General features: G+C 72.0%; 26 protein-coding genes and 1 riboswitch. Of the genes, 11 read left to right on the plus strand and 15 right to left on the minus strand.

Going from position 1 to position 25,699, the window contains the following annotated elements; genetic code table 11:
• Positions 1 to 7: 7 nt before the first annotated feature.
• From HNP44_RS09775 to rpsP, 9 genes are all read right to left on the minus strand, one after another.
• On the minus strand, positions 8 to 427 hold the full coding sequence (locus HNP44_RS09775) for a hypothetical protein (protein WP_259139876.1): 420 nt from the start codon (positions 425 to 427) through the stop codon (positions 8 to 10).
• Entirely contained in the window at positions 411 to 1,295 is an 885-nt protein-coding gene (locus HNP44_RS09780) for a hypothetical protein (RefSeq protein WP_259139875.1), read from the minus strand. Before HNP44_RS09780 ends, HNP44_RS09775 begins: the two co-directional genes overlap by 17 nt.
• Positions 1,292 to 1,570 carry a hypothetical protein gene (locus HNP44_RS09785; protein ID WP_259139873.1) on the minus strand — a complete coding sequence of 93 codons (279 nt, stop codon included), beginning with the start codon at positions 1,568 to 1,570 and terminating at the stop codon, positions 1,292 to 1,294. The genes HNP44_RS09780 and HNP44_RS09785 overlap by 4 nt, the downstream gene beginning before the upstream one ends.
• Complete coding sequence (locus tag HNP44_RS09790; RefSeq protein WP_259139872.1) at positions 1,567 to 1,869, minus strand: YbaB/EbfC family nucleoid-associated protein; 303 nt, start codon at positions 1,867 to 1,869, stop codon at positions 1,567 to 1,569. The genes HNP44_RS09785 and HNP44_RS09790 overlap by 4 nt, the downstream gene beginning before the upstream one ends.
• Before the next feature lie 85 nt (positions 1,870 to 1,954).
• A complete protein-coding gene (locus HNP44_RS09795; protein WP_259139870.1) occupies positions 1,955 to 3,007 on the minus strand; it encodes a HAMP domain-containing sensor histidine kinase in 1,053 nt (350 codons plus the stop codon).
• A 142-nt stretch (positions 3,008 to 3,149) separates the two neighbouring features.
• On the minus strand, positions 3,150 to 3,860 hold the full coding sequence (trmD, locus tag HNP44_RS09800) for a tRNA (guanosine(37)-N1)-methyltransferase TrmD (RefSeq protein ID WP_259139869.1): 711 nt from the start codon (positions 3,858 to 3,860) through the stop codon (positions 3,150 to 3,152).
• Between the two features lie 8 nt (positions 3,861 to 3,868).
• Positions 3,869 to 4,390, minus strand: a complete 522-nt coding sequence (gene rimM, locus HNP44_RS09805; RefSeq protein WP_259139868.1) for a ribosome maturation factor RimM — start codon at positions 4,388 to 4,390, stop codon at positions 3,869 to 3,871.
• A gap of 4 nt (positions 4,391 to 4,394) precedes the next feature.
• A complete protein-coding gene (locus HNP44_RS09810) occupies positions 4,395 to 4,643 on the minus strand; it encodes an RNA-binding protein (RefSeq protein WP_013126270.1) in 249 nt (82 codons plus the stop codon).
• The gene (gene rpsP / locus HNP44_RS09815) at positions 4,644 to 5,099 is read right to left on the minus strand and encodes a 30S ribosomal protein S16 (protein WP_259139863.1); all 456 of its coding nucleotides are present in this window, start codon (positions 5,097 to 5,099) and stop codon (positions 4,644 to 4,646) included. It lies immediately after the preceding gene.
• 239 nt (positions 5,100 to 5,338) lie between these two features.
• Between rpsP and HNP44_RS09820 the strand changes: the two genes are divergently transcribed.
• The 3 genes from HNP44_RS09820 to HNP44_RS09830 all read left to right on the plus strand — a co-directional run bounded on the left by HNP44_RS09820 (position 5,339) and on the right by HNP44_RS09830 (position 9,120).
• A complete protein-coding gene (locus HNP44_RS09820) occupies positions 5,339 to 6,721 on the plus strand; it encodes a glutamate decarboxylase (RefSeq protein ID WP_259139862.1) in 1,383 nt (460 codons plus the stop codon).
• 230 nt (positions 6,722 to 6,951) lie between these two features.
• Complete coding sequence (locus tag HNP44_RS09825) at positions 6,952 to 8,202, plus strand: acyltransferase (protein WP_259139861.1); 1,251 nt, start codon at positions 6,952 to 6,954, stop codon at positions 8,200 to 8,202.
• Between the two features lie 33 nt (positions 8,203 to 8,235).
• Complete coding sequence (locus tag HNP44_RS09830) at positions 8,236 to 9,120, plus strand: MerR family transcriptional regulator (RefSeq protein ID WP_259139860.1); 885 nt, start codon at positions 8,236 to 8,238, stop codon at positions 9,118 to 9,120.
• A gap of 3 nt (positions 9,121 to 9,123) precedes the next feature.
• Here HNP44_RS09830 and HNP44_RS09835 read toward each other — a convergent pair whose 3' ends face one another.
• From HNP44_RS09835 to ftsY, 6 genes are all read right to left on the minus strand, one after another.
• The gene (locus HNP44_RS09835) at positions 9,124 to 10,206 is read right to left on the minus strand and encodes an amidohydrolase family protein (protein ID WP_259139859.1); all 1,083 of its coding nucleotides are present in this window, start codon (positions 10,204 to 10,206) and stop codon (positions 9,124 to 9,126) included.
• A gap of 90 nt (positions 10,207 to 10,296) precedes the next feature.
• Positions 10,297 to 11,856, minus strand: a complete 1,560-nt coding sequence (gene ffh, locus HNP44_RS09840; RefSeq protein WP_259139858.1) for a signal recognition particle protein — start codon at positions 11,854 to 11,856, stop codon at positions 10,297 to 10,299.
• 9 nt (positions 11,857 to 11,865) lie between these two features.
• Positions 11,866 to 14,340 carry a [protein-PII] uridylyltransferase gene (locus HNP44_RS09845; protein WP_259139857.1) on the minus strand — a complete coding sequence of 825 codons (2,475 nt, stop codon included), beginning with the start codon at positions 14,338 to 14,340 and terminating at the stop codon, positions 11,866 to 11,868.
• Positions 14,341 to 14,369: 29 nt separating this feature from the next.
• Positions 14,370 to 14,708 (minus strand): P-II family nitrogen regulator, encoded by a 339-nt coding sequence (locus HNP44_RS09850; RefSeq protein WP_068524879.1) that lies wholly within the window; start codon positions 14,706 to 14,708, stop codon positions 14,370 to 14,372.
• Positions 14,709 to 14,760: 52 nt separating this feature from the next.
• Positions 14,761 to 16,089: an ammonium transporter gene (locus HNP44_RS09855; RefSeq protein ID WP_259139856.1), complete on the minus strand. Its 1,329-nt coding sequence runs from the start codon at positions 16,087 to 16,089 to the stop codon at positions 14,761 to 14,763.
• A gap of 230 nt (positions 16,090 to 16,319) precedes the next feature.
• Positions 16,320 to 17,840, minus strand: a complete 1,521-nt coding sequence (gene ftsY, locus HNP44_RS09860) for a signal recognition particle-docking protein FtsY (protein WP_259139855.1) — start codon at positions 17,838 to 17,840, stop codon at positions 16,320 to 16,322.
• Between the two features lie 193 nt (positions 17,841 to 18,033).
• On the opposite strand from ftsY, the gene HNP44_RS09865 reads away from it, so the two are divergent.
• From HNP44_RS09865 to HNP44_RS09900, 8 genes are all read left to right on the plus strand, one after another.
• On the plus strand, positions 18,034 to 18,630 hold the full coding sequence (locus HNP44_RS09865; protein WP_259139854.1) for a hypothetical protein: 597 nt from the start codon (positions 18,034 to 18,036) through the stop codon (positions 18,628 to 18,630).
• Positions 18,600 to 19,598 carry a hypothetical protein gene (locus HNP44_RS09870; RefSeq protein WP_259139853.1) on the plus strand — a complete coding sequence of 333 codons (999 nt, stop codon included), beginning with the start codon at positions 18,600 to 18,602 and terminating at the stop codon, positions 19,596 to 19,598. Before HNP44_RS09865 ends, HNP44_RS09870 begins: the two co-directional genes overlap by 31 nt.
• On the plus strand, positions 19,595 to 20,455 hold the full coding sequence (locus HNP44_RS09875; RefSeq protein WP_259139852.1) for a hypothetical protein: 861 nt from the start codon (positions 19,595 to 19,597) through the stop codon (positions 20,453 to 20,455). The genes HNP44_RS09870 and HNP44_RS09875 overlap by 4 nt, the downstream gene beginning before the upstream one ends.
• Positions 20,452 to 21,315 carry a hypothetical protein gene (locus tag HNP44_RS09880; protein ID WP_259139851.1) on the plus strand — a complete coding sequence of 288 codons (864 nt, stop codon included), beginning with the start codon at positions 20,452 to 20,454 and terminating at the stop codon, positions 21,313 to 21,315. Before HNP44_RS09875 ends, HNP44_RS09880 begins: the two co-directional genes overlap by 4 nt.
• Positions 21,312 to 22,799, plus strand: coding sequence for an ABC transporter ATP-binding protein (locus tag HNP44_RS09885; RefSeq protein WP_259139850.1), 1,488 nt, complete (start codon positions 21,312 to 21,314; stop codon positions 22,797 to 22,799). Before HNP44_RS09880 ends, HNP44_RS09885 begins: the two co-directional genes overlap by 4 nt.
• 1 nt (position 22,800) lies before the next feature.
• Positions 22,801 to 22,916: riboswitch (cobalamin riboswitch) on the plus strand.
• Positions 22,917 to 22,960: 44 nt separating this feature from the next.
• On the plus strand, positions 22,961 to 23,941 hold the full coding sequence (locus tag HNP44_RS09890) for an ABC transporter substrate-binding protein (RefSeq protein WP_259139849.1): 981 nt from the start codon (positions 22,961 to 22,963) through the stop codon (positions 23,939 to 23,941).
• Positions 23,938 to 24,666 (plus strand): (2Fe-2S) ferredoxin domain-containing protein, encoded by a 729-nt coding sequence (locus HNP44_RS09895; protein ID WP_259139848.1) that lies wholly within the window; start codon positions 23,938 to 23,940, stop codon positions 24,664 to 24,666. Before HNP44_RS09890 ends, HNP44_RS09895 begins: the two co-directional genes overlap by 4 nt.
• 5 nt (positions 24,667 to 24,671) lie before the next feature.
• Entirely contained in the window at positions 24,672 to 25,691 is a 1,020-nt protein-coding gene (locus HNP44_RS09900) for an LLM class flavin-dependent oxidoreductase (protein ID WP_259139847.1), read from the plus strand.
• Positions 25,692 to 25,699: the final 8 nt, after the last annotated feature.

Genomic DNA, 25,699 nt, shown 5'->3' on the forward strand with positions numbered 1-25,699 from the left:
GGCCACCCTACCGGCGGGCACCGACGAGTTCGGCGATCACCGGCTCGGTGGCGCCGCACACCATCACCGCCTCGTAGGCGACGTCGGCCAATCCTGCGCCGCCGTCGCGTACGAGGAAGTGCAGCGCCGCCATCACCCGCGCGGATTGGAAGCCCAGGATGTAGCCGGTGTGATCGCCGTCGAGGCGGCGCGCGTGCGCCTCGCGGTCCAGCCGGTCGGCCACGACCGCCAGACGGTCCGCCTCGCTCGCCCGCGAGCCGGGGGCACGACGCTCGTCGAGCAGCACCTCTCCCGCGGCGTCGAGCGCGGGATCGGCGGCGCGGTCCAGCGCCCCGGCGACGAGCGCGACGCCCGCAGCGTGCCGCTGGTCAGCGGGCACCGCGGCGACGGCATCGGACAGGTCGGGCAGGCTAGTCGACCGATGCATCGGCGTCCTCCCAGCTCGCGGTCCACGCGTCGGACGACCACGACGGTGCGAAACCGGCTGCGCGCAGGTACTCGCACACGTCGGGCGGCGGTTCGAGCGTGCCGACCACAGGGCCGGGCGCGAAACCGTGTGCCGCGCAGAAGGTCGCGATGGACAGTTCGGGCCACACCTCGTTACCGGCGGCGAGCTCGCCGTCGCGCAGGATGATCCCGGGCCGCAAGTAGCCGTCGAGTTCGGTGGTGCCGATCAGCCGCCACGACCGTCCGGCCTCATCGATCACCTCGGCGACCGCCATCCGCACCCAGCCCCGCGCAGATCCGGTCACGGCCGCGCACACCTCACGCAACCGCAGGTCGAGATCGGCGGGCGCGGCGACGGGCATCGCGTACTGCGCAGCGCGGTGGCTGCCGTCGGCACCGAAGGACCGGCCGAGCATGCCCATCCCGGCGAGTGGCGCGAAGGAGCCGACCGCAGCGCCGTGCCCTGCGGCGAGCTCGGCGGACCGTCGGCGGGCCTCCTCGGCGGCGTCCTCGGTCTCGGCGCGGCCGCGCTCGTCCGCGAGGTCGGCGGATTGCTCGGCCCCGGGATCGCCGGGCGGGTGCTGCCCGCGCGCCTCCAGGCGGGCCAGGGCGGTGCGCGCGGCGACGTCGGTCATGCGGGCGCGGGTGTCGTCCACGAGGCGCGCGTAGTCGGCGTGGAAGTGCGCCCGCGCCCGGTCCAACTCGGCCGCCGTGACGAGCGCGCCCGACGGCGGGTTCATCCCGAGGCCGGCGGCGATCCGCCGGGCCGCGTCGTGCACGACGAGGTACTTCTCGCCCGTCGCGGCGTAGGGGCCGGGCTCCTGGGGCCAGAACGCGGGATCGGTCATCCGACGGCCTCGATCGTCTCGGCCGCGACGCGGTCCGCCCCGGCGGCCCGGCGGGCCCGGTGCCGGATCAGCGCCGCGAGCGTACGCAGCTCGGCGACGGCGGCGGCGTGCAACTCCTGCGCCGCGGCGTCGGACGCGGCGGGGACGTCGCCGAGGGCACGCGCGAACCGGTCGGCGGGCAGCGGCAGGGGCTCCGGTGCGAGCAAGGAGTCCGCCAGTGCGTCGACGGTGCGCGCCTCCCGCTCCCAGGCGTCCGGCTCCAGTTCGAAGATCATCGCGGCACGCGGGTGAGCTCGGCGCGCCGCGCGTAGTGCTCGCGCAGCGTGGCTGCCGCGCGGGCCGCGAGCTCGGCGATCAAGGGGCCCAGACGTTCCGGCGGGTGCGCGCGCGGCGTCCCGGGCGCCAGTTCCACCTCGACGACGTGCCCTCGCACGTCGACGGTGACGGCGACGGCCCGGTCCTGCGACCGCGCCGTCACCCGGGCGGTGCGGAACTCCTCGTCGAGCCGCGCGAGCTCCGCCTCGCGGCGTTCCACGTCCGCGAGCAGCGCGGCGGCGCCGCTGATCTCAGCCATGATTCCCCCGAATCCGCGGGCGCCCCCACGCCCACTGCGACCATCATGCCGTGCGGTCGCGCCCCGGGTGCGGATTCGGCGGCAATCAGCGCGGATCGGGTACCGGGGACTCCCAGTTCGGCAGGACGTCGCCGCGCACCGCGGGGAACTCCACCCGAAGGCGCGATCCGCCGCGCGGCGATTCCTCGATGCAGACGGAACCGCCGTGCGCCCGGACGATCTCGTCGACGATGACCAGCGCGAGGCCGCTCCCGTCTGCGCGGAGGCGCTCGGGATCCTCGAAGGGCGCGAAGGCCCGCGCGCGCTCGGCGGCGGGGATGGGCGGACCGTCGTCGTCGACACGGAGGACGACGGCGTCGTCGAACGTCGCGATCCGCAGCACGACCGCCGTTTCGGCGTGCCGCGCGGCCTCGTCGAGGAGGTACTGCATCAGCACCGTCAAGTGGCTGTGGGCACCGAGCACGAGGGTCGCGAGGTCTCCCTCGACGGAGAACGCGGCCCGAGCAGGGGCACGCACGTCGGTCATCACCTCGAACCACGGGAGGATCTCGCGGCGTGGGCGATCACCCGCGCGGAGCCGCGCGAGGAGCAGCACGTCGGCGGCGACTGTCTGCAGTCGGTCGGTGGCAGCGAGGCCGCGCTGTACCGCGTGTGCGGAGTCGGGGCCGCCGGGCCGCGCCGCTGCGGCCAGGTCCGCGGGGACTGCGGCGAGAGGGCCGCGCAGTGCGTCCGCGGCGTCGCCGACGAAGTCGAGGCGGTGCTCGGCGGCGCGCTGGCGGCGATCGAGGGCGTCGTTGAGCGTACGCGCGAGGCGGGCGAGTTCGTCGTCGCCGCCGGGCTCGTCCACGCGCAGCCGGGGATCACCGTCGGCGAGGTCGCGGAACCGCCTCTCCAACACGCCGACCCGCCGCAGGACCCGGTCCACGGCGACCCACGCGACGAGGGCGGCGACGAGGCCCGCCAGGACGACGGCCGCCAGAACCGTACCGACGGTGAAACCGGGGTGGGCGGCGGAGATCCGCAGGGCCGCCCAGGCGACGACCGCGGCGCCGAGCGCCACGACCGTCCCGGCGAGGAGCGGCAGGCGCGTGCGCGTCGAACCGGGCTCGGTCGCACCCGGCGCCGGTGTCCCTGCCACGCATCCTCCTCCCGGGGTGCCGATCGCCGCGGCCGCGGCGGTGCGATCGCGTCGGCACCGTTCCCCGGGTTGACGATACCGATCGGCGATCCGTTCCCGGCGTTGATCGTGTCAGGGACGTGCGGCGTGGCGGCCCCGACGGTCAGGCGGGGTTCTCGGCGTCGTCGGGCGGTAGCAGATCCGGTCGACGGTCCGCGGTCCGCGCGAGGGACTGCTCGCGGCGCCACTGCGCGACCTTGGCGTGGTCACCCGAGAGCAGGACGGGGGGCACGGTGAGGTCGCGCCAGGTCTCGGGCCGCGTGTAGGAGGGCCCCTCGAGGAGGCCATCGGCACCGTCCGAGAAGGAGTCGTCCTGGTGGCTCAGCTTATTGCCCAACACGCCGGGGATGAGCCGGCCGAAGGCCTCGACCATGACGAGAACGGCGACCTCGCCGCCGATGAGGACGTAGTCGCCGATGGACACCTCGACCACGCGGACGCGGCGGGCGGCGTCGTCGAAGACGCGCTGGTCGATGCCCTCGTATCGGCCGCAGGCGAAGACGATGTGCTCCTCGCGGGCCCACTCGTGCGCCATGGCCTGCGTGAACGGAACGCCCGCGGGCGTGGGGACGACGAGCAGGGCGTCGTCGGGGCAGACGTCGTCGAGGGCGGGCCCCCAGACGGTGGGCTTCATGACCATGCCGGGCCCGCCGCCGTAGGGCGAGTCGTCGACCGCCTTGTGCACGTCGTGGGTCCAGTCGCGCAGGTCGTGCACGCCGAACTCGAGCAGGCCCTTGTCGACGGCCTTGCCGAGCAGCGCCTGCCGCAGCGGCGCGAGGTATTCGGGGAAGATCGTCACCACGTCGATGCGCATGTCAGTCGCTATTCCGGATCGAGAAGACCCTCGGGCGGGTCGACGGTGACGACGCCACCGGCGAGGTCGATGTCGGGGACGATGGCCGTGACGAACGGGATGAGGATCTCGCGGCCGTCGGGCGCCTTCACCGACAGCAGCTCGCCACCGGGCGCGTGCAGCACCTCGGCGATCGTGCCGACGTCCTCACCTCCGACGGTGCGGACGGCGAGGCCCTCGAGCTCGTGGTCGTAGAACTCGTCGGGGTCGTCGCTCGGCTCGACATCGGCGGAGTCGATGAGGAAGAGGGTGCCGCGTAGTTCGTCGGCCGCGGTGCGGTCGTTCACGCCCTGCAGACGCACCAGCAGCCTCCCGGAATGATTCCGGGAGGCTGCCACGGTGTACGTCTGGGCGTTCTTCTCGCGGGGGCGCCGGCCGGTGAGGACCGCGCCGTCCGCGAAGCGGAGCTCGGGCGAATCGGTACGCACGTCCACGACGATCTCGCCGCGGATGCCGTGCGACTTGGCGACCCGCCCGATCACGAGCTCCATCGGGTCAGCGGACCCGATCGGTGTCGACGACGTCGATCCGGATGCCCTTGCCGCCGATACCGGTGACGAGGGTGCGCAGGGCGGTGGCGGTACGGCCGCTGCGGCCGATGACCTTGCCCAGGTCGTCCGGGTTCACGTGGACCTCGATCACGCGGCCGCGACGGCCGGTGATGAGGTCGACGCGGACGTCGTCCGGGTTCGACACGATGCCGCGCACGAGGTGCTCGACGGCATCAGCGACGACGGCGCTCATTTACTCGCCCTCGGCCGGAGCCTCGGCCGGAGCCTCAGCAGCCTCGGCGGGAGCCTCGTCGGCCTTCTTCTCCGCCTTCTTCTTGGGCGTGGTGGCGGCAGCGGCCGGCTCGTTGTCGGCAGCGGCGAGGGCCGCGTTGAACAGGTCCAGCTTGGACGGCTTCTCGGCGGCCGTCTTCAGGGTGCCCTCGGCGCCGGGGAGACCCTTGAACTTCTGCCAGTCACCGGTGATCTTCAGCAGGGCGAGGACGGGCTCGGTCGGCTGCGCGCCGACGCCCAGCCAGTACTGCACGCGCTCGGAGTCGATCGCGATGAGCGACGGCTCCTCCTTGGGGTGGTACTTGCCGATCGACTCGATCGCGCGGCCGTTGCGGCGGGTGCGCGAGTCGGCGATGACGACGCGGTACTGGGGGTTGCGGATCTTGCCGAGCCGCGTGAGCTTGATCTTGACAGCCATGTGCCTGTGGTTCCTTCGTGTGTAGTCACGTGTGCAATTCAGCGATGCGTCAGGATGAACGCACCCGGTTTTGCCGTCTGGTTGCGTGACCGCCGGGGCGGTATCTCAGCCGCTGCCGGTCAGCAGCGTTCCATTCTGCCACGCCATGCGACCGGTGCGAAATCGCGTGACGGCGCTCCCGCTGTCGTTCCGCCGGTTCCCGACCTGCCGCAGCGGGCTCGCGGCGGTAGCGTTCGGCCATGGGCACGAATCCCCTCGACGACGACACCTTTCTGATCCCCGCCTACGCTGGACGGCTGGGAACCGACCCCCTCCCCCGCGCCCGGCTCGCGGACGGCGAGACCACGCCGTCGGAGGCCTACCGCTTCATCCACGACGAGCTCATGCTCGACGGCCAGTCGCGGATGAACCTCGCGACCTTCGTCACCACCTGGATGGAGCCGCAGGGCCAGGCGTTGATGTCCGAGTCCTTCGACAAGAACGCTATCGACCACGACGAATACCCCGCGACGTCCGCGATCGACGCCCGCACCGTGGCGATCGTGGCCGATCTGTTCCACGCCCCCGGTCTGAACCCCGCCGACCCCGCCTCCGCGACGGGCACGTCGACGATCGGCTCCTCGGAAGCCGTGATGCTGGCCGGTCTCGCGCTGAAGTGGCGCTGGCGGAAGGCCCGCCTGGCGCGGGGCCTGGACGCAAGCGCACCGAAGCTGGTCTTGGGGTCGAACGTGCAGGTCGTGTGGGAGAAGTTCTGCCGCTACTTCGACGTCGAGCCGGTGTACCTGCCGGTCGAACCCGGGCGCTACGTGATCACGCCCGAGCAGGTGCGGGCCGCTGTCGACGAGAACGCCATCGGCGCCGTGACGATCCTCGGCACCACGTTCACGGGCGAGTACGAGGACGTGGCGGGGGTCTGCGCCGCGCTCGACGATCTGGCGGCGCAGGGCGGCCCCGATGTGCCGGTGCACGTCGACGCCGCGAGTGGTGGCTTCGTCGCGCCCTTCCTCGACCCGGACCTCGCATGGGACTTCCGGCTGCCGCGGGTCGCGTCGATCAACGCCTCGGGTCACAAGTTCGGGCTGACGTATCCGGGCATCGGGTTCGTGGTCTTCCGCGACCGGGCGGCCCTCGACGAGGACCTGGTCTTCCGGGTGAACTACCTCGGCGGCGACATGCCCACCTTCACACTCAACTTCTCCCGCCCCGGGGCCCAGATCATCGGCCAGTACTACAACTTCATCCGCCTCGGCCGTGACGGGTACACCAAGATCATGCGTGCCCTGCGCGGAACGGCGGCCTGGCTGGCGAAGGAGTTCGCGGCACTGCCGCACCTGCATGTGGTCACCGACGGCTCGGCGTTGCCGGTGGTGACACTGTCCGTCGACGATGCCGCACCGTTCACCGCCTTCGACGTCTCCCACGAGCTGCGCGCCTACGGCTGGCAGGTACCGGCGTACACGATGCCCGCCGACGCACAGGACGTCACGGTGCTGCGGATCGTCGTCCGAGAGGGCTTCTCCGGCGACCTCGCCGGCAAGCTCCGCGACGATCTCGCCGCCGCCCTCACCCGACTCTCGCGGAACGACGGGCACGGAGAGCGGCGGACCGCCTTCCACCACTGACTCGCGACACGCGGCTCCGGGCCGCGATTCCGCCCAACAGCTAGGGTCGAGGTGAAGACGGTCCCCATCGCGTGACACGCGCCACTTCGGCCCTGATGTTGCGAAAGCAATGGTTACCGACGGGTAAACTCAACCCCGTTGTTGCCTGCGCGATGCACCGCCAGCCCGGTGTAGCCCCCTGCCAGGCCGCAGACAGCCACCTCGCAGGATCGGACCGCAGACTCAGACATATGGCCACGCACCTGGACCGCACCGCCCCGTCACCGGTGACCACCGGCGACGCGGTCGCCCGTTCCCGCGGCGGCTATCTGTACCAGCTCGACTTTGTCCGCACGATCACGTTCCTCCTCGTGGTCTTCATCCACACGCTGACGAACACCAACGACGAGGTCAACGGCACCGTCACCAACGCGATCGCGATGAACCTGCACTTCACCCGCAATGCCTTCTTCGCGCTCACGGGGCTGGTGCTGGCGTACGGCATCGTCGAACGCGGGGCACGCCTGAGCCCGGTGCAGTTCTGGCGCAAGCGACTCACCCTGGTCATCACGCCGTTCGTGCTGTGGGCGTTCGCCTACTGGGCCTACGACATGGTGGTCGCCGGCAACGGTGGCAAGATCCCCACTGAGCTGGGCGACTTCTGGAACAGCCTCAAGTGGGGCGGCACCAACGGCTACCAGCTGTACTTCATCTTCGTCACGCTGCAGATCTACCTGCTCTTCCCCCTGATCTTCGTGTTCGCCGAGCGGACCCGCCGGTTCCACGCGCCGATCCTGGCCGCGAGCGCGGTCCTCCAGGTGGGCATCTACGTCGCCGCCACCTACTGGAACCCGACTACCGGGTGGTGGGGCGAGAACTTCTGGCACCTGTACGCCACGTTCGTTCCGTACCAGTTCTTCATCCTGCTGGGCGTCGTCGCGGCCTTCCACCGGGAGCGGATCGAGGCGGTCCTGCTGCGGCACGCGCCGCTGATCTTCGCGGCCGCGGCCCTTGTCGCGGTGGGTGCGCAGGTGCTCTACCGGGTGCGCCTCGGTGACGAGACCGCGCCGATCGTGGCGTCGGCGGTATTCCAACCGGCCAACTTCGTGCTCTACGTCGTGCTGGTCGCGGCGGTGTACACAGTGGGCCTACTGCTGGCGCGCAACCGGCACCGGCTGCCTCGACTCACCCGCTTCGCCTCGTACGGCGCCAAGCGCTCCTTCGGCGTCTTCCTGGTGCACGTGATGGTCCTGTCGACGCTGCTGCTGCCCCATACGGCCGACGGTGCGCCGTGGCTCACGACGGTGCTGCCCGCGCCCTTCGGGACCGCCGTCGCGTACGTACTGACGATCGCGATCACACTCGGCATCGTCGAGCTGCTGAGCCGCGCACCGAAGGCACAGTGGTGGGTCGGCCGGCCCCGGCCGGCGAAGCGGAAGCAGGCACCGTCGGAGCCGAGCGGGCAGAGCCTCGCCGGCATCGCCCGTTCCACGACCTCTTGACTCTCCCCGCACTGGAGACCGCAGGCTGATCCCGTGACCGACGACAACGCACTGTTCAGCATCGGCGACGTCGCGGCCCGGACCGGGGCGTCGGTGAAGACGATCCGATTCTGGTCCGACGAGGGCCTCGTCCCCACTATCCGCAGCGCGGCCGGGTATCGGCTGTACGACGCGGAATCGGTGGCACGGCTCGAGCTGGTGCGGACGCTGCGCGCGCTGGGCCTCGACGTGAGGACGGTGCGTGCCGTGCTCGCGGAGCAGGTCGGCCTCGCCGCGGTGGCCGACGCGCACGCGAGGGCCCTCGACGCCGAGATCCGCACGCTGCGGATCCGGCGGGCGGTGCTGCGGTCGGTCGCGACCAGGAACAGCACGACCGAGGAGTTGAGAATCATGCACGAGATGGCGACATTGTCCGCGACCGAGCGCCAGCGGATCATCGACGAGTTCGTCGACGAGGCCTTCGCCGGCATCGCTGCGGACGCGCCCGGCGCCCACATCGCGAACGGAATGCGGTCGATGCCCGCCGAGCTGCCCGACGATCCGACGCCCGCCCAGGTGGACGCGTGGATCGAGCTGGCGGAGCTGGTCGCGGACGAGGAGTTCCGGGCCCGGGCCCGCGAGATGGCGGTCACGGGGGCCGCGGCCACGGAGCCGCCGGTGATGGTGGACCTCGAGGCAGCCCGCACGGCGGCGGAGAACGGGACCGCTCCGGACTCGGCGGAGGCCGCAGCGTTGCTGGCGACGCTGCTACCGGAGGGAACGGACCGCGTCGGGATGGCCGATCAGATGGCGACCTTCACCGACGCACGCGTCGAGCGCTACTGGTCGCTGCTCGGCGCACTGAACGGCTGGCCGCAACGTCCGGCGATGGTGCCGGCAGCGGAGTGGGTCATCGCCGCGCTCCGCGCGCACGCGTAGCGGCTACCGGGGCAGGTCGGCGAGCTCGCCACGGACCACCACTGCCGACGGTGCCGGCAGGGCACCGTGGGCGAGCGCGATGCGCGGGTCCTCGTCGTAGATCACGAGGTCGGCGGGGGCGCCGTCGTCGATTCCGGCGAAGCCGAGCCACTGTCGCGCCCGCCAGGACGCGGCGGCGACGGCCTCCTCGGGCGGCATGACGGCGGCGAGGGCCTCGATCTCCCGCGGTAGGGCACCGTGCACGTTGAAGCCGCCGGCATCGGTGCCCGCGTACAGGGCGACGCCCGCCTCCCACGCGGCCCGGAACGTCGCCTTGCGACGGTCGTGCAGCGCCATCATGTGCCGGTGGTAAGTGGGGAACTTCTCACGGGCGGGTTCGGCGATGGAGGGGAAGTTCTCGATCTGGATCAAGGTGGGCACCAGGCCGATCCCCTTCTCGACCATGACCTCGATGGTGTCGGCGGTGAGGCCCGAGCCGTGCTCGATCGCGTCGACGCCGGCGGCCAGCAGGCCGGGGAGGGCGTCCTCACCGAAGACGTGCGCGGTGATCCGGGCCCCGGCGTCGTGCGCCACGTCGACGGCCTCGGCGAGGACGTCGTCGGGCCACAACGGCGCGAGGTCGCCGGTGGACCGGTCGATCCAGTCGCCCACCAACTTGATCCACGGGTGTCCCTCGGCGGCGCGCCGGCGGACGGCGTCGACGAGCTGCGACGGGTCCTCGAGCTGTTCGCCGAGCCCGCGCGTGTACCGCTTGACCAGCGCGATGTGCCGGCCCATCCGCACGAACCGCGGCAGTCCGGGCCGCCCGTCCAGCGGTGACGTGTCGAGGTCGGAACCGGGCTCGCGGATCACGGTGACGCCGACGGCGACGTCCTCCAGCGCGAGGGCGCGACCGCGCACCAGGTCGGGCTCGCCCTCCTCGACGATGCCGACGTGGCAGTGCGCGTCGACGTAGCCGGGCACCGCGAAGCCGCGCAGCTCGGTGGCGGGACCGCCCGGATCCGACAGGTGCAGGACACCGTCGGACACCCAGAACTCGCCCTCGCCGCCGGGTAGGACGGCGCCGGTGAAGTGCAGATCGCTCACCCCGGCAACCCTACGTCGTGAAACCGGTCGATTTCGACCTGACGATCGATATCCTCGCCACCGACGAGAAATCCCCCGATTCCTCGACGCTTACCGCTTCTTGCGCAGCTGCTCCTCGAGCGCGGCCATGTCGATCCCCTCGAGGCCGGGCGGCAGCTGGTTGAGCCCCTGGGGCATGCCGGACAGGTCCATCCCGGCGGGCATGGCGGGGAAGCCGCCCGCACGGGGCGTTGCGGGGCCGGTCTGCCGGGCGCGGTTGTTCTTCTTGCCCTGCTTGCCCTTCTGCTTGCGCTTGGAGAGCCGCTTGGGGGCGCCGCCACCGAAGCCGGCCATCTGCGACATCATCTTGCGCGCCTCGAAGAACCGGTCCACCAGCTGGTTCACGTCGGTGACGGTGACGCCGGAGCCCTTGGCTATGCGCAGGCGACGGGAAGCGTTGATGATCTTCGGGTCGCTGCGCTCGGCCGGGGTCATGCCGCGGATGATCGCCTGGATCCGGTCGAGCTGGCTGTCGTCGACGGCCGCGAGGGCGTCCTTCATCTGGCCAGCGCCGGGCAGCATGCCCAGCAGGTTCCCGATGGGCCCCATCTTGCGGATCATCAGCATCTGGTCGAGGAAGTCCTCGAGGGTCAGCTCCCCGGAGGTGATCTTGGCGGCCGCCTCCTCCGCCTTCTGCTGATCCATGTGCTGCTCGGCCTGCTCGATGAGCGAAAGCACATCGCCCATGCCGAGGATCCGGGAGCTCATCCGGTCCGGGTGGAAGACGTCGAAGTCGTCGAGCTTCTCGCCCGTGGACGCGAAGAGGATCGGCTTGCCGGTGATCTCGCGGACCGAGAGCGCCGCGCCGCCGCGGGCGTCGCCGTCGAGCTTGGTGAGCACGACGCCGGTGAAGTCGACGCCGTCGGCGAAGGCCTGCGCGGTGGTCACCGCGTCCTGGCCGATCATGGCGTCGAGGACGAACAGCACCTCGTCGGGGTCGACGGCGTCGCGGATCGCCTTGGCCTGCCCCATCAGCTCCTCGTCGATGCCGAGGCGGCCGGCGGTGTCGACGATCACGACGTCGTGCTGCTTGGCCCGGGCCTCGGCGATGCCGCCGCTCGCGACCTCGACGGGGTCGGCCGCGCTGACGCCGAGCACGCCCTCACCGCCGACGGACGTGCCGGGGTGCGGCGCGTAGGTCGGCACGCCGGCCCGCTCGCCGACGATCTTCAGCTGGTCGACGGCACCAGGACGCTGCAGGTCACAGGCCACGAGCATCGGGGTGTGGCCCTGCTTCTTGAGGAAGTGGGCCAGCTTGCCGGCGAGCGTGGTCTTACCGGCGCCCTGCAGGCCGGCCAGCATGATCACGGTCGGCGGGGTCTTCGCCAGGTTCAGCCGCCGGGTCTCGCCGCCGAGGATGGCGACGAGTTCCTCGTTGACGATCTTGACGATCTGCTGCGCGGGGTTGAGCGCGGCCGAGACCTCGTGGCCCTTGGCCCGCTCCTTGACCCGGGCGACGAAGGCGCGCACCACGGGCAGCGCGACGTCGGCCTCGAGCAGCGCGAGCCTGATCTCGCGCGCCGTCGCGTCGATATCGGCGTCGGTGAGCCGGCCCTTGCCGCGCAGGTCCTTGAGCGCGCCTGTGAGCCGATCGGAGAGGGATTCGAACATTGCTCCAGACTATCGGGTCGGCTCGTCGTCCGGTGGCGCAGGCGGCGCGGCCTCCGGCAGAACGGCGATGACGGCCTCCTCGGCGCGGGCCCGAACGACCGCTTCGTCGCCGGGCACCGCGAGGCAGAAGACGTCGACGGCGGTGGCGCCGAGGGTGGCGACCTTCGCCCACCGGACGTCGACCCCGGCGTCGTCGAGGGCGCCCGCGACCCGCGCGAGCAGGCCCGGGGTATCACCGGACCGGACTTCGAGGACTACGGTGCCGGGGGCGCCGTCGAACCAGTGCAGCCGGGGTGGGGCGGCCACCCGCAAGGGCGGGGCGGCGACGCTGCCGTCAACGGGGGCGGCCGCGGCGCGCTCGCGGGCGCGCAGTTCGGCGAGTACGTCGGCGCCGTCGAGCGCGGCGAGCAGCCGCTGCCGGACGACCGCCGGGTCGGGAGGGTCGCCGAAGGTGGGCACCACGAGGAAGGTGTTGACCGCGCACTCCCCCACGGCGCCGACGGACGCGCTCTGCACCCGCAGGCCCGCGAGCGCGAGGACGGCGGACATCCGGGCGAGGACGCCTCGCCGGTCGGGGCCTACGACGGCGACGGTGAAGGTGTGCGGCCCCAGCGCGGGCGCGGGCGTGATCCGCACATGCGTCCCGCCGGTGGCGGCGAGCGCCGCCACTTCCTCGGGCACGGGACCGGGCTGCGGCGCAGGCTCCCCGTCCAGCACGCGGCGGGTGCGGCGGACGAGCTCGCCGATGAGTCGCGACTTCCAGTCGCCCCAGACGCCGGGCCCGGTGGCGAGCGAGTCGGCCTCCGCGAGGGCGTGCAGCAGTTCCAGCAGCACAGGATCGTGGTCGACCTTCTCCGCGACCATCTCGATCGTTGCGGGATCGTCGAGGTCGCGCCGGGTGGCGACGGCGGGCAGCAGGAGGTGATGGCGGACCATCGCGGCGAGCAGGGCGGTGTCGTCGGCGGAGAGCCCGAGGCGGGCGGCGATGGCCTCGGCGAGTTCGGCGCCGATCACGCTGTGGTCGCCGCCGCGGCCCTTGCCCAGGTCGTGCAGCAACGCGCCGAGCACGAGCAGGTCGGGTCGCGCGACGTCGGTGGCGCGGCCCGCGGCGTGCGCGGCGGTCTCCATGAGGTGCCGGTCCACGGTCCACGTGTGCACCGCGTCGCGCGGCGGGAGGTCGCGGACGGCACCCCACTCGGGCAGCAGGCGCCCCCAGAGGCCGGTACGGTCGAGCGCCTCGATCACGGGCACGGCGCTGCGCCCGGCGCCGAGCAGGGCGAGCAGGTCGGCGACGGTCTCCGGCGACCAAGGGCTGCGCGGGGCGGGCGCGACCTCGGCGAGCCTGGCCAGGGTGGACGCCGACAGGGGCAGCCCGGAGGCGGCGGCCGCGGCGGCGACCCGGACCGTGAGACCCGTGTCGCGGTCCGGCCGGGCATCGCGGGCGAGCGCGACCTCGCCGGCGTGCTCGACGACGCCCTCGGCGAGTGGTCGCCGGACGGGCGGCCGGCGCAGCCGGGCGAAGCCGCGGCGCGGCACGGCGTTCTGGGCCGTGCGGATGCCCACGTCGACGGCGTAAGCCACGGTGCGGCCGCTGTCGCTGATGGTGCGGGCCAGGTCGAATCGGTCGCCGAGGCGGAGCGCGGCCCCGATCTCGTCGGCCTCCTGGGCGCGCACCTGCTCCCGTGCGCGACCGGCGATGCGGTGCAGTTCGGTGCGTACGTCGAGCAGCCGGGCGTAGGCGGCGGCCAAATCGTTGCCGGTGGTGCCGCTCGGCGTTGCCGACGGGGTCGGGATCCCGTCGGTCAGCTGGGCGAGCGAGAGGGCCTGGAGGAGCTGCACGTCGCGCATGCCGCCGCGACCGTTCTTGAGGTCGGGTTCGGCGCGGTGGGCGATCTCCCCGGAGCGGCGCCACCGCTCGCGTGCCTGCTCGGCGAGGTCGTCGACGCGGGAGCGGATATCGGCGCGCCATTGCCGGCGCACGCCGCTGATGAGCAGGTTCGTGATCTCCTCGTCGCCGACGATGTGCCGGGCGTCGAGCAGGCCGAGGGCCGCGGTGAGATCGGACCGCGCGACGCGGACCGCCTCGGGGACGGTGCGGACGCTGTGGTCGAGCTTGATGTGCGCGTCCCACAGCGGATACCAGATGCTCTCGGCGACTGCCGTCACGCGTTCCGGATCCAGCCCGTCGTCGTGCACGAGCAGAAGGTCGAAGTCGCTGTGGGGCAGCAGCTCCCGACGCCCCAGTCCCCCGACGGCGACGAGGGCGAGCCCGCTGTCCGGTCCGATCCCGGCGGCGGCGCCGTGGGTGGTGAGCCACACCTCGGCCAAGTCGGCGAGGGCGCCGCGCAGGGCGGCGGGCTCGAGCCGGTGCGGGCCGGACGCCCGGTCGAGGAGCCGGGCGCGGGCGGCGACGAGTTCCTTCGCGCCGCTGAGTCCGCCCGTCTGCCCGCCGCCCGCGGGCGACCCGCTCTCCCCGACCGTCATGATCGCCCTGTCCGGCACCGTCATCCTCGCTACAGGGCCTCGTTGCCGCGCTCGCCGGTGCGCACGCGCACGACGGACTCGACGGGCGTGACCCAGACCTTGCCGTCGCCGATCTTGCCGGTGCGGGCGCCCTCGACGATCACGTCGACCACGCTGTCCACGACGGCGTCGTCGACGACGACCTCGATGCGGACCTTGGGCACGAAGTCCACGGAGTACTCGGCGCCGCGGTACACCTCGGTGTGCCCCTTCTGCCGGCCGTAGCCCTGTACCTCGCTGACGGTCATACCGAGGATCCCGGCCTGCTCGAGGCCCGCCTTCACGTCCTCGAGTGTGAAGGGCTTGACGATCGCGGTGACCAGCTTCATAAGAGTTTCCTTCGCTTAAGTCGGATGTGGATTCAGCTTAGATCCGGTCCCCTCAGACCAGGTCGTAAGCCGTCTCGGCGTGCTCGGAGTTGTCGATGCCGTCGGCCTCTTCCTCCTTGTCGATGCGCCAGCCGAGCGGCTTGAGCGCGAAGGCGATGACGGCGGTGAGGATCGCCGTGAAGGCGAGGGCGACCGCGGCGATGACGATCTGGACCACCAACTGCTTGTAGTCGCCGCCGTAGAAGAGGCCGGTGTCCTTGGCCAGGAAGCCGAGCGCGACGGTGCCGATCACTCCGGCCACCAGGTGCACGCCCACCACGTCGAGCGAGTCGTCGAAGCCGAACTTCGACTTGAGGCCCACGCCGAAGGCGGCGGCGACACCGGCCACGACGCCGAGGATGAGGGCGCCCACGGGAGTCACGTTCGCGCATGCCGGGGTGATGGCGACGAGGCCGGCGACGACGCCCGACGCAGCGCCCACCGTGGTGGCGTGGCCGTCGCGGAACTTCTCCACCGCGAGCCAGCCGAGCATTGCGGCGGCGGTGGCGGCGGTCGTGTTGACCCAGGCCAGTCCGGCCGTGGCATTGGCGCCGAGCGCGGAGCCTGCGTTGAAGCCGAACCAGCCGAACCACAGCAGCGCGGCGCCGAGCATCACGAACGGGATGTTGTGCGGGCGGTAGGAGTGCTTGCCGAAGCCGAGTCGCTTGCCGACGATGATCGCCAGCACGAGGCCGGCGATACCGGCGTTGATGTGCACGACGGTGCCGCCAGCGAAGTCGATGGGCGCCACGGTGGCGTGGCCGTCGGTGGTGCCGAACATCTTCGCGGCGATGCCGCCCTCGGCACCCGACAGCAGGCCACCGCCCCACACCATGTGCGCCAGGGGCAGGTACACGATGGTGGTCCAGATGCCGGTGAACAGCAGCCACGTCCCGAACTTCACGCGCTCGGCGAGGGCGCCCGAGATCAGCGCGACGGTGATCACGGCGAAGGTCAGCTGGAAGCCGGCGAAGACGATCGCCGGGAGGCCGCTGCCCGCGGCGTTGAGCACCACCAGGGTGTCCTCACCCGACGGCTTGGTCTCCATCAGCTGGTCGAGACCGAAGTACTTGAAGGGATTGTCGAACAGCCCGAGATAGTTGCCCTCGCCGGAGAACGACATCGAGTAGCCCCACAGCACGTAGATCACGGAGACCAGCCCGAGCGAGCCGATCGACATCATCATCATGTTGAGCACGCTCTTCTGGCGGGAGAGACCGCCGTAGAAGAACGCGAGGGCAGGCGTCATGAGCAGCACCAACGCTGCGGACATCAGCATCCACGCGGTGGTGCCGGAGTCGACCTTGCCGAACAGTTCGTCGGGCACAGAAGCCAAGAGCACGGGAAACCTCCTCGGGCGCGCCGCCGTTGCGGTGCGAGTGAGAACAGCTTCTGCGGCCGCGGTTTCCCTGCGGGGGCGCTCGTGTTGCTCGTGTGTAACCGGTCAGCCCTACATCGAGGCCTCCGGTTACGCCCGTGTTTCCGGCGGCGCCAGAGATTTCGCATTCCGCAGCGCTTCGAGCCCGAATGCGGCCTCGAACCCAGGCTCAGTGCGGAATTCCCGGCGTTTTCCTATCCGAGGAGGGCGTCGACGAAGGCCGCCGGCTCGAACGGCGCGAGGTCGTCGGCGCCCTCGCCGAGGCCGACGAGCTTCACCGGCACGCCGAGCTCGTGCTGCACGGCGTAGACGATGCCGCCCTTGGCGGTGCCGTCGAGCTTGGTGAGGACGACGCCGGTGATGTCCACGACCTCGGCGAAGACCTTCGCCTGCGCGAGGCCGTTCTGGCCGATGGTGGCGTCCAGGACCAGCAGCACCTCGTCGACCTTGGCCTTCTTCTCGACGACACGCTTGACCTTGTCCAGCTCGTCCATGAGGCCGGTCTTGGTGTGCAGGCGGCCGGCGGTGTCGATGAGCACTACATCGACGCCCTCCTCGGTGCCGCGCGCCACCGCGTCGAAGGCAACGGCGGCCGGGTCGGCGCCCTCCTTGCCTCGCACCACCTCCGCGCCCACGCGCTCGCCCCAGGTCTGCAGCTGATCCGCCGCGGCGGCACGGAAGGTGTCGGCGGCGCCGAGCAGTACGCGCCGGCCGTCGGCCACGAGCACCCGGGCCAGCTTGCCCGTGGTGGTGGTCTTGCCGGTGCCGTTCACGCCCACTACCAGCAGCACCGACGGTGCGCCGGCGTGCGGCAGGGCCTTGATGCTGCGGTCGTACTCGGGGTGCAGCTCCTCGATCAGCACCTGGCGCAGCAGCGCGCGCGCCTCGGCGGCGTTGGCGACGCCCTGTGTCGCAATGCGGTCCCGCAGCTTCTCGACCACGGCCATCGTCGTGGGGGTGCCGAGGTCCGCGAGGAGCAGCGTGTCCTCGATCTCCTCCCACGACTCCTCGTCGAGGTCGCCCGCGCCGAGGAGTCCGAGCAGCGATGCGCCGACCGTCGACTGCGAGCGCGCGAGCCGGCCCTTGAGCCGGTCGAGGCGGCCCTCCGTCGGGGCGATCTCGTCCAGCTTCGGGGCCGACGGTGCCGCCACGGGCGCCTCGTCCTCGGCGGGCGCCGCCGGAGCGACCGGTTCCGCCGGTGCGACGGGCGCGGCGGGCGCGATCGTCTCCGCAGGTGCGTCGGCGGGAGTGTCGGCCTCGGCGGGCGCCTCGGGCGCGGCCTCCGGCGCCTCGTCCTCGATGCGCTCGATCTCGGTCGGCGCGGACGGCGCGACGTTCGCGATGCCGGGGTCGATGTCCTCAGCCTCGGCGAGGCGCGCGTCGGTCTGCGCCTGCGCCGCTTCGGCGGCCTCCTGCTCGCGTGACTCCTGCAGGTCCTTGAGGGAGATATGAGGTGCCGCCTCGGACACCGTTTTCGGGGCAGTCGGGGCCTTCGGCACCAGCGGCACCGGCTCGGCCTCGCGCGTGCCCTCACTGAAGGTGAAACCACCGCCGGCCTTGTACCCGCCCGACTTGTCGAGGCTCTTGGGCTCGGCCGTCTCCTCCTTGAGCGAGACGCGCCGACGCTTGTTGAGGTAGAGGCCGGTCGCCAGCGCCGCCAGAACGACGAGGACGGCGACGACGGCGACGATGATGGCGATGGCCGAAGTACTCACGCCATGACTCTAGTCAACGTGCCCGTCCCGCCCGGGGTGCCCGTCGCGACGGACAGATCTCCGGGCGCCGACGCGATCGAGATCACGTATCCCGGATCGCGGTGATCGGAACTCTTCGCGGACCGTACGACCGCAACTAGCGTTCAGCTTCCATCGGGCTCCTCCACATCCTGACGAAAGCGAGATCGCCCCCATGCGCACCACCTTCTCCCGCCGCGCCCTCGGCACCGCCCTGGCAGTGACGGCCGCAGCGGCGGTCACCGCCGTCGCTACTCCCGCGGCGAACGCCGACACGCTCACGGGCACCTTCTCGATCGATTCCGGTTCGTACTTCCGGATGATCCTGCCGAGCGGCACCGCGTCCGGCCCGTTCCTGGCGAATGGCAATTCGACCAACTCGGACAAGACCATCACGCCACTGTCCGGGTCCCTGACCTCCGGCTCCTACCAGGGGCAGGTCACCGCGGCGCGCACCTTCTTCGGCTCCGACTTCGTGACCTCGACGAAGGCGACCGACCCGCAGACCGGGTCTGCCACCGCCGTCCCGACCATCACGCGCAACGGCTCGTCGCTGTCCGGCGACCTCTCGGCGTTCGGTGTCGCCTGGAACGGCCAGGTCTTCAACCAGGGCGCCCCGAAGCCCGGCGGAGGCCTCCCCGGTAAGACCAGCCGGGTGACCGGCACGATCAACGGCTCCAGCTACTCGATCACGTGGACCAGCCAGATCGTCGGCGGGCCGTTCAACAACTTCACCGGCCTGTGGCATCTCACCGGTACGTACAGCAAGTAGCGGCACCCGGCGCGGCGGCGCTGCTCGGGGGCGTCCCCCGGCTGCGCGCCGTCGCACCCCCTCGCACCGCGGCGGTACCGACGGCCCGACGGTGGCCGGCCTGGTTCCTGCTGATCGCGGGCATCGCTCTCGCGCTCGGCTCCGTCGCCGGCGGCCTCCCCACCACGACGGCGGGCGCAACCAAGATGCTCGACGCCTTCGCACCGCACCTGACCGAAGAGTCCCTCGCCCGACTCGACGGGGACGTGGAGGCGATCGCCCGGTTCGGCGCGGCCACCCGCGCGGAGGCCGCGGCCGGGCGGCTCGCGGCGGCCCCACGGACCGTCGGGTACGCGAACCGGTCGGCGGACGTCGAGTCGAACGCGCGGGAGTTGCTCGCGTCGGCGCGGGCGGCGAAGCCCGACGTGGACGCGCTCGCCCGGATCCGCGGCCTGGGCACACTCCCCCAGCTGCTCCTGCTGATCGGGATCGTGCTGGCCGTCGTGGGAGCCGTCCTGCTCCGCGCCCGGGCCGCCCCGCCACGCCGGTGGGCGACCGCCGCCGCGACGCTCTGCGCGGTGGCGCTGGTGGTCCACCCGTTCGCCTCCGGCCTCGTGGACGGTGCGCCGTCCGCGGGCCGAGTGGTCGACCGGTTCGCGCCGATCATGACCGAGCAGCAGGTGGTGCGCCTGCAGCACGACTTCCTCGCGCTGGTCGGCGCGGTCGGCGAGATCGACCGCGGCACGACCGTCCGCCGCACCCCCGAGATCCGTGCCTTCACCGCCTCCTGGCAGACGGTGTCCTCTGATCTCGCCTCACTCACCGGCGCGATCAACGACAACCTCCCCGACTACCGGCGGCTGGCCTCCACCAACGCCACCCTGCCGGTCCCCGGCGGCACCTTCGCGGCCCTGCCCTGGGCGGAGCTCGCCCTGGGCCTCGCCGTCGGGGGCGCCGTGCTCGGGACCCGACGAAAGGCTCTGCCGTGATCCCCCGCTCCACCATTCGCCCGCGAGCGCGCCGGCCGCTAGCGCTCGCCCTGGTCGCCCTGGCAGCGGCGGCATCCGCCGCCTGTAGCACGGCAGCGCCGGCGCAGCCGGAAGCCCCCGAGCAACTCGTCGGGCTGTTCCGGTTCACGCCGGGCGGTTTCGCCGACGGGAAGCCGACGGGCACGTACTTCAAGATGGCGATCGTCGGCGGCACCGCCGACGGGCCCTTCGTCAACAACGCCAACTCGCCGATCGACGAGGGCCGCGTCACCGCTCTGAAGCCGGGCACCGCGGGCGGGCTCCGCACCGGCGCCTACCAATCCGAGGCGAAACCCGCTTTCCATAACGGTGATTCGCTGTCCCGCTCGGTGATCACGCCGACGAAATTCTTCGACGTGCTCTTCGGCATCTCCACGAACGCCGTCGATCCACAGACCCGCGCCCCACTGCCCGCGCCGTCGGTCACGCGCACCGGAACGAAGCTCACCGCGAACGTCTCCGCCTGGGCCGCCTCGTGGAACAACCAGGAGTTCAACCAGGGCGCGCCGAAGCCAGTGCCCCGCACCGACGCCGCCGCGGCCGGACAAGAGCAGGTCGGGAAGGCCTGGGACGTCGTCTCGCAGCGTTGGCTCGCGCAGCCCGCGGCGGCGAAGGCCGACGGCCCCACCGCCAACGGCACATTCGACCCCGCGACGCGGCGCTTCACCCTCGACTGGACCAGCCACATCCAGGGCGGCCCGTTCAACGACTTCACCGGCGTCTGGCACCTGGAGGGCGTCTTCGAGCCCGGGCCACCGCCCACTGCCGCCGGCACCTCCACCGCTCCCCGTTCCTCCGCACCGAAGAAGGCACCATGACCCGGATCCCGCCCGCGTTCGCCCGCACCGCCGTCGCCGCCGCACTCGCGGTGACCGTCCCCGTCGCGGGTACTGCGATGGCGGCCCCGACGCCGAAGCCCGTCCCTTCGCCGAGCAGCTCCCCCGCATCAACGAGCGCGGCCGCGAAGCCCTCGGGACCGGCGACACCCTCGGCGGCCAAGCCTTCCGGTGCGGCGACCCCGTCCGGCTCGGCGACGACCTCGGGGTCCGTATCGACCGTTGTGCCGGGCGTTAACCCCGCTGATATCCAGTGCCCGCTCGGCTGGCCCAAGCCGCGGGAGAAGGGCGGCCTCGCTTCGCTGATCCTGCTGGCGCCCGCGGCCGGCGCGTTCACCGACGAAGCCTTCGCCGCGGGACAGGCCTACGACCCGATCCTCAGCCTGTTCGGCCCCTTCCTCGCCGCGATCAAGCCCGTGATCGAGCAATCGCAGCCCACGCTCGCTGGTCCGGTCGGCGCGCTCAATGCCGCGGAGCAGGCGGTCTACGACGCGATCAAGCCCCTGTATGCGCAGTACCGCCCCAAGGTGATCGAGGCGCTCACCAAGGCCGGCGACGACCTCGCACCCGCACTCCAGGAGCTCGCCGCCACGCCCGCGGCCGCGTGCCTCGTGGCATGGGAGGACCAGGTGCTCACCGGCCTACAGACCGGGAAGTGGTCGCCCATCGCCACCGGCGGGCTGGCGGCGCTCGGCGAGCTCGCGGCGAGCGGCAAGGGCGGCGGCGCGGCGGCCGCCAAGACGGGTACGCCCGCGTCCACGAAGCCCGCAGCCACGAAGACCGGGCCCAAGCCGGGTTCCGCTAAGCCCGCGGGAACGGCCGTGGCCGCGACGCCGCGGTGATCGAACTCGTTGGGGTCACGGTCCGCTACGGCGGAGTCGTGGCAGTGGAGGACGTGACCTTCACGGCACCGTCGGGCGAGGTCACGGGGTTGATCGGGCCCAACGGTGCCGGGAAGTCCACCACGCTACGGCTCATCGCCGGGCTGGAGCGGCCCTCGTCGGGCACGGTCACGATCGACGGTCGGCGGTACGGCGATCTTCCCAACCCCGGCGCGGCGATCGGCGTCCTGCTCGATGCGGAGTGGGTCGCGCCGTCGCGGACGGCCCGCGAACACCTGCGGTGGATGGCGGCCGCGATCGGCCTGCCCGACGCGTGCGTCGCCGCTGCGCTCGACCTCGTCGGCCTCGAGTTGGTAGCCGACCGGCCCGTCGGAGGCTTCTCGCTGGGGATGCGCCAGCGGCTCGCGATCGCGGGGGCCGTCCTCGGGGATCCGCCGGTGATCGTGCTCGATGAGCCGGTGAACGGCCTCGACCCCGAGGCGATCGCCTGGATCCGCCGCACCCTCCGCGCGCTCGCCGACGAGGGACGCACCGTTCTGCTGTCCTCGCATCTCCTCAGCGAGCTGGAGCAGACGGCCGACCGTATCGTCGCCCTGCACGAGGGGCGCGTGGTCGCGGATGCGCCGCTGGCCGAGCTGGTCGAACCCGCGCCGCCGGGCCGGTCCGGTTTGGAGGCACTGTACTTCTCACTCACGGGCGATGAATCGTCCCGGGGCCCCACCCCCGCGCCGCCCGCCACCCCACCGCGGGGCGTCGCGCGACGGTCCGTGACCGCGGAGGCGAGGAAGGCCCTGACCTCCCGCGGCTTCCGCGCCGCGCTCGGCGGCGCGACGGCGGTCGCCCTAGCGGTGGCCGTCGTCGTCGGCGTCTTCGCGCCGGTCTTCCACGACGCCACGGTGACCACCGCGGGATACGGCCTCGGGCTGGTGGGCGGCGCGCTCATCGCCGTGGCCGGGGCGCTGCTCATCGGCCTCGACCGGGACGACGGAACACTTGCGCTCAGCCGCATCCTGATCCCGCGGCCATTGGTCGGGTACGCCTCGAAGGCCGTGGTCGCGGCCATCGGCGGTGCAGGGGCGGGCCTCGCCGGTGCGGCGTCGGCCGTCGTGGTCGCCGCGGTCACCGGGGTGTCCTCCCCCGCCACCGAAGTCGTGCACCTACTAGCCACCGCGCCGATCGCCAGCGCCCTGCTCGCCCTGTCGGGCCTGGCAGTAGGTCACCTGACTTCGTCCACCACCGCGGCGGTCGGCATCATCTTGGGCTGGTGGTTCCTCGTGGAGGCGATCGCGGTCCCGGCCCTCCCGTTCGGGCGTTCGCTCGCGGCGTGGCTCCCCGCCACCAGCTCGCAGCTCGCGACGATCGGTGTGCCCGCGAACACCGCGACCTGGTCGCCGTGGGTCTCGCTGACGATCCTCGCCGCGTGGACCGCCGTCGCCTCCGCAGTAGCTCTCGCCGCGACGCGACGCTGGCCCCGGACCGCCTGATAGCGTCACGCTCGAGTCGGACATAGGGAACCCGGTGAGAGTCCGGGACTGGCGCGCAACGGTGTGAGGCGACTTCGTCGCCTCGAGTCCGATACCGGCCGACTCGCAGCTGTCCACCACCGCCCCCGCGCACGGAGCGGCCGACGAATCGAGTCCGACCCATGCGGCCCAGCGCCCTCGCTTCCACCCTCGTCCTGCCCGTCGCGGCGGGACTCCTCGCCGGCTGCGGCTCGGCGCCGTCGACACCGACGGCCGCGAGCCCGTCCGCCCGGTTCCCCGTCAGCGTCACCACCTGCGATTTCACCACGGACGTGAAGGCCGAGCCGCGTCGGATCGTGACAATGAACCAGGGCGCTACCGAGGTGGCGCTGGCGCTCGGCGTGGCCGACCGCATGGTGGGCACCGCCTACCTCGACGACGCGGTCGCCCCGCGTTTCCAAGCCGAGTACGCGAAGATCCCCGTCCTCGCCGCGAAGTACCCGACGCAGGAGAAGATGCTCTCGGTCCGGCCCGACTTGGTCTACGGCTCGTACAACTCGGCGTTCAGCGAGAAGAACGCCGGCGACCGCGCGAAGCTGCAGGGCCAGGGCATCGCCACCCTCCTGGCCCCGGCGGGCTGCGCGAAGAAGCCGGAACGCGCGACGTGGGACCTGATCTGGGACGAACTGACGGCAGCGGGGAAGGCGTTCGGCACCGAGGATCAGGCCGCGGAGGTGATCGCGGCGCAGAAGGCCGAGCTCGGCAGTGCCGCCCTCAAGGGCGCCGCGCGCGGCCAGCGCATCTTCTGGTGGGACTACGGCGCGCAATCCGGCCTCAACGTGGGCGCCGGCAAGGGCACCCCGCAGCTGGTGATCGAGTCCGTAGGGGGCGTGAACGTCTTCGCCCACTTGCCCGGCAATTGGGCCGAGGTCTCGCTGGAGAACGTGGTCGGCACGAACCCCGACGTCATCGTCGTGGCCGACACCGTCGGACATCCCGCGCAGGAGCGGATCGACCAGGCACGCAAGGACCCCGCTCTGAGCCAGCTGCGCGCCGTCCGGGAGAACCGGTTCGTCGTGATCCCGTTCTCGGAGACCACGTCCGGCGTCCGCCTGCTCGACGGTGCGCGACGCATCGCCGAGGGGATCCGGGCGCTGCCGTGACGGCGATCCTCGTGGGGATGTCGGCCGGCGTCGACCCCGACGCGCTGACCGGGCTGGCCCGCGCCGCCGACGCCGAGGTCGCCTTCCTGCAGGTCCACGATCCCGCGCTGATCGACGTACTCACCTCGGTCGCCGACCGCGGCGCCTCCGACGTCCTGCTCATCGGCGCGGGCTGGGCGCAGTCCGGACCGAAGCGCTCGTGGTTGCGCCGCGTGGCGGCGCACTGGCTCCGAAGCTACGACGGTGCCCCCACCCTCCGGCTCGCGCCGCAGCTGCTGGCGGCACCCGACGAGGAGCTGCTGGCCGCCGCGATCGCTGCCGGCGGGACACCGATGGCCGACGATGCCGCGCCGCTGCACTCGCCCGCGTGGGAGAAGGTGCCGCGGCACCGGCACCAGGTTCTCGTGTGCCGCGGTCCGCGCTGTTCGGCGTTGGGTGCCTCGGCGCTGACCTCGGCGTTCGGCGACGAACTGCGGCGCGCGGGCCTGGGCGACGACGATGCGCTGGTCACCGTCACCGGCTGCCAATTCCCCTGCAACCACGCCCCGGTCGTCACGGTGCAACCGGACGACGCCTGGTACGGGCGGGTCACCGTCGACGAGGTACCCGGGCTCGTCGAGGCGCACCTGCTGAACGAGGAGCGGGCCGCCCACCTCCTGCTCCCCCGGGAGCGCTCCGCCGCCCGCGCGTCCGCGGAATATTCGGACCGCGGTCCGCGGTTGTAGCGGCCATGAAGAAGATCGGCTTCCTGTCCTTCGGTCACTGGACCGACTCGCCCGGCTCGCGGACACGCTCCGCGGCCGACGTCCTGCACCAGTCGATCGACCTCGCGGTGGCTGCCGAGGAGGTGGGTGCCGACGGCGCCTACTTCCGCGTGCACCACTTCGCGCGGCAGCTCGGCTCGCCGTTCCCCCTGCTCGCCGCGATCGGCGCCCGGACCTCGCGGATCGAGATCGGTACCGGCGTGATCGACATGCGCTACGAGAACCCTCTGTACTTCGCGGAGGACGCCGGAGCCGCAGACCTCATCGCCGGCGAGCGACTGCAGCTCGGCGTGAGCCGTGGGTCGCCCGAGCAGGTGATCGAGGGCTACAAGTACTTCGGCTACCAGCCCGACGAGGGCAAGACCGACGCCGACATGGGCCGCGAGCACACCGAGTTCATGCTCAAGGTGCTCGAGGGCGGCGGCTTCGCACAGCCGAACCCGCGCCCCATGTTCCCCAACCCGCCGGGGCTGCTGCGGGTGGAGCCGCACTCCCCCACGCTGCGGGACCGGATCTGGTGGGGCGCCGCGTCCGACGCCACCGCCGAGTGGGCGGCGAAGCTCGGCATGAACCTCATGAGCTCGACGCTCAAGACCGACGAGTCCGGCGAGCCCTTCCACGTCCAGCAGGCCAACCAGATCCGGAAGTTCCGCGAAGCCTGGGCCGAGACCGGCCACGATCACGAGCCGCGGGTCTCGGTGAGCCGCAGCATCATGCCGATCATCGACGACGAGAGCCGCGCCTACTTCGGCCACGAGCGCTCCAGCGACGACCAGTTCGGCGTGATCGACGACTTCCGCGCCGTCTTCGGCCGCACCTACGCGGGCGAGCCCGACGAGCTCGTCGAGCAGCTCCGCGACGACGAGGGCATCGCCGAGGCCGACACCGTCCTGGTGACGGTGCCCAATCAGCTGGGCGTGGAGTACAACACCCGCCTGCTTGAGTCGCTGGTCAAGGACGTCGCACCCGCCCTCGGCTGGAGGTAGCAGCCCTC

It is taken from the genome of Tsukamurella ocularis (genome assembly GCF_024807615.1).
In the GTDB taxonomy this organism is placed as follows: Bacteria; Actinomycetota; Actinomycetes; order Mycobacteriales; family Mycobacteriaceae; genus Tsukamurella; species Tsukamurella ocularis.

Excerpts from the sequence above, each read along its gene's own strand:
- rimM (WP_259139868.1), bottom strand. The coding sequence starts at position 4,390 with ATGGAGCTCGTGATCGGGCGGGTCGCCAAGTCGCACGGCATCCGCGGC.
- HNP44_RS09780 (WP_259139875.1), bottom strand. The coding sequence starts at position 1,295 with ATGACCGATCCCGCGTTCTGGCCCCAGGAGCCCGGCCCCTACGCCGCG.
- HNP44_RS09850 (WP_068524879.1), bottom strand. The coding sequence starts at position 14,708 with ATGAAGCTGGTCACCGCGATCGTCAAGCCCTTCACACTCGAGGACGTG.
- HNP44_RS09890 (WP_259139849.1), top strand. The coding sequence starts at position 22,961 with ATGCGGCCCAGCGCCCTCGCTTCCACCCTCGTCCTGCCCGTCGCGGCG.
- HNP44_RS09900 (WP_259139847.1), top strand. The coding sequence starts at position 24,672 with ATGAAGAAGATCGGCTTCCTGTCCTTCGGTCACTGGACCGACTCGCCC.
- trmD (WP_259139869.1), bottom strand. The coding sequence starts at position 3,860 with ATGCGCATCGACGTGGTGACGATCTTCCCCGAATACCTCGCGCCGCTG.
- HNP44_RS09880 (WP_259139851.1), top strand. The coding sequence starts at position 20,452 with ATGACCCGGATCCCGCCCGCGTTCGCCCGCACCGCCGTCGCCGCCGCA.
- HNP44_RS09820 (WP_259139862.1), top strand. The coding sequence starts at position 5,339 with ATGGGCACGAATCCCCTCGACGACGACACCTTTCTGATCCCCGCCTAC.
- HNP44_RS09785 (WP_259139873.1), bottom strand. The coding sequence starts at position 1,570 with ATGATCTTCGAACTGGAGCCGGACGCCTGGGAGCGGGAGGCGCGCACC.
- ffh (WP_259139858.1), bottom strand. The coding sequence starts at position 11,856 with ATGTTCGAATCCCTCTCCGATCGGCTCACAGGCGCGCTCAAGGACCTG.
- rpsP (WP_259139863.1), bottom strand. The coding sequence starts at position 5,099 with ATGGCTGTCAAGATCAAGCTCACGCGGCTCGGCAAGATCCGCAACCCC.
- HNP44_RS09790 (WP_259139872.1), bottom strand. The coding sequence starts at position 1,869 with ATGGCTGAGATCAGCGGCGCCGCCGCGCTGCTCGCGGACGTGGAACGC.
- HNP44_RS09865 (WP_259139854.1), top strand. The coding sequence starts at position 18,034 with ATGCGCACCACCTTCTCCCGCCGCGCCCTCGGCACCGCCCTGGCAGTG.
- HNP44_RS09810 (WP_013126270.1), bottom strand. The coding sequence starts at position 4,643 with ATGAGCGCCGTCGTCGCTGATGCCGTCGAGCACCTCGTGCGCGGCATC.
- HNP44_RS09825 (WP_259139861.1), top strand. The coding sequence starts at position 6,952 with ATGGCCACGCACCTGGACCGCACCGCCCCGTCACCGGTGACCACCGGC.
- HNP44_RS09845 (WP_259139857.1), bottom strand. The coding sequence starts at position 14,340 with ATGACGGTCGGGGAGAGCGGGTCGCCCGCGGGCGGCGGGCAGACGGGC.
- HNP44_RS09775 (WP_259139876.1), bottom strand. The coding sequence starts at position 427 with ATGCATCGGTCGACTAGCCTGCCCGACCTGTCCGATGCCGTCGCCGCG.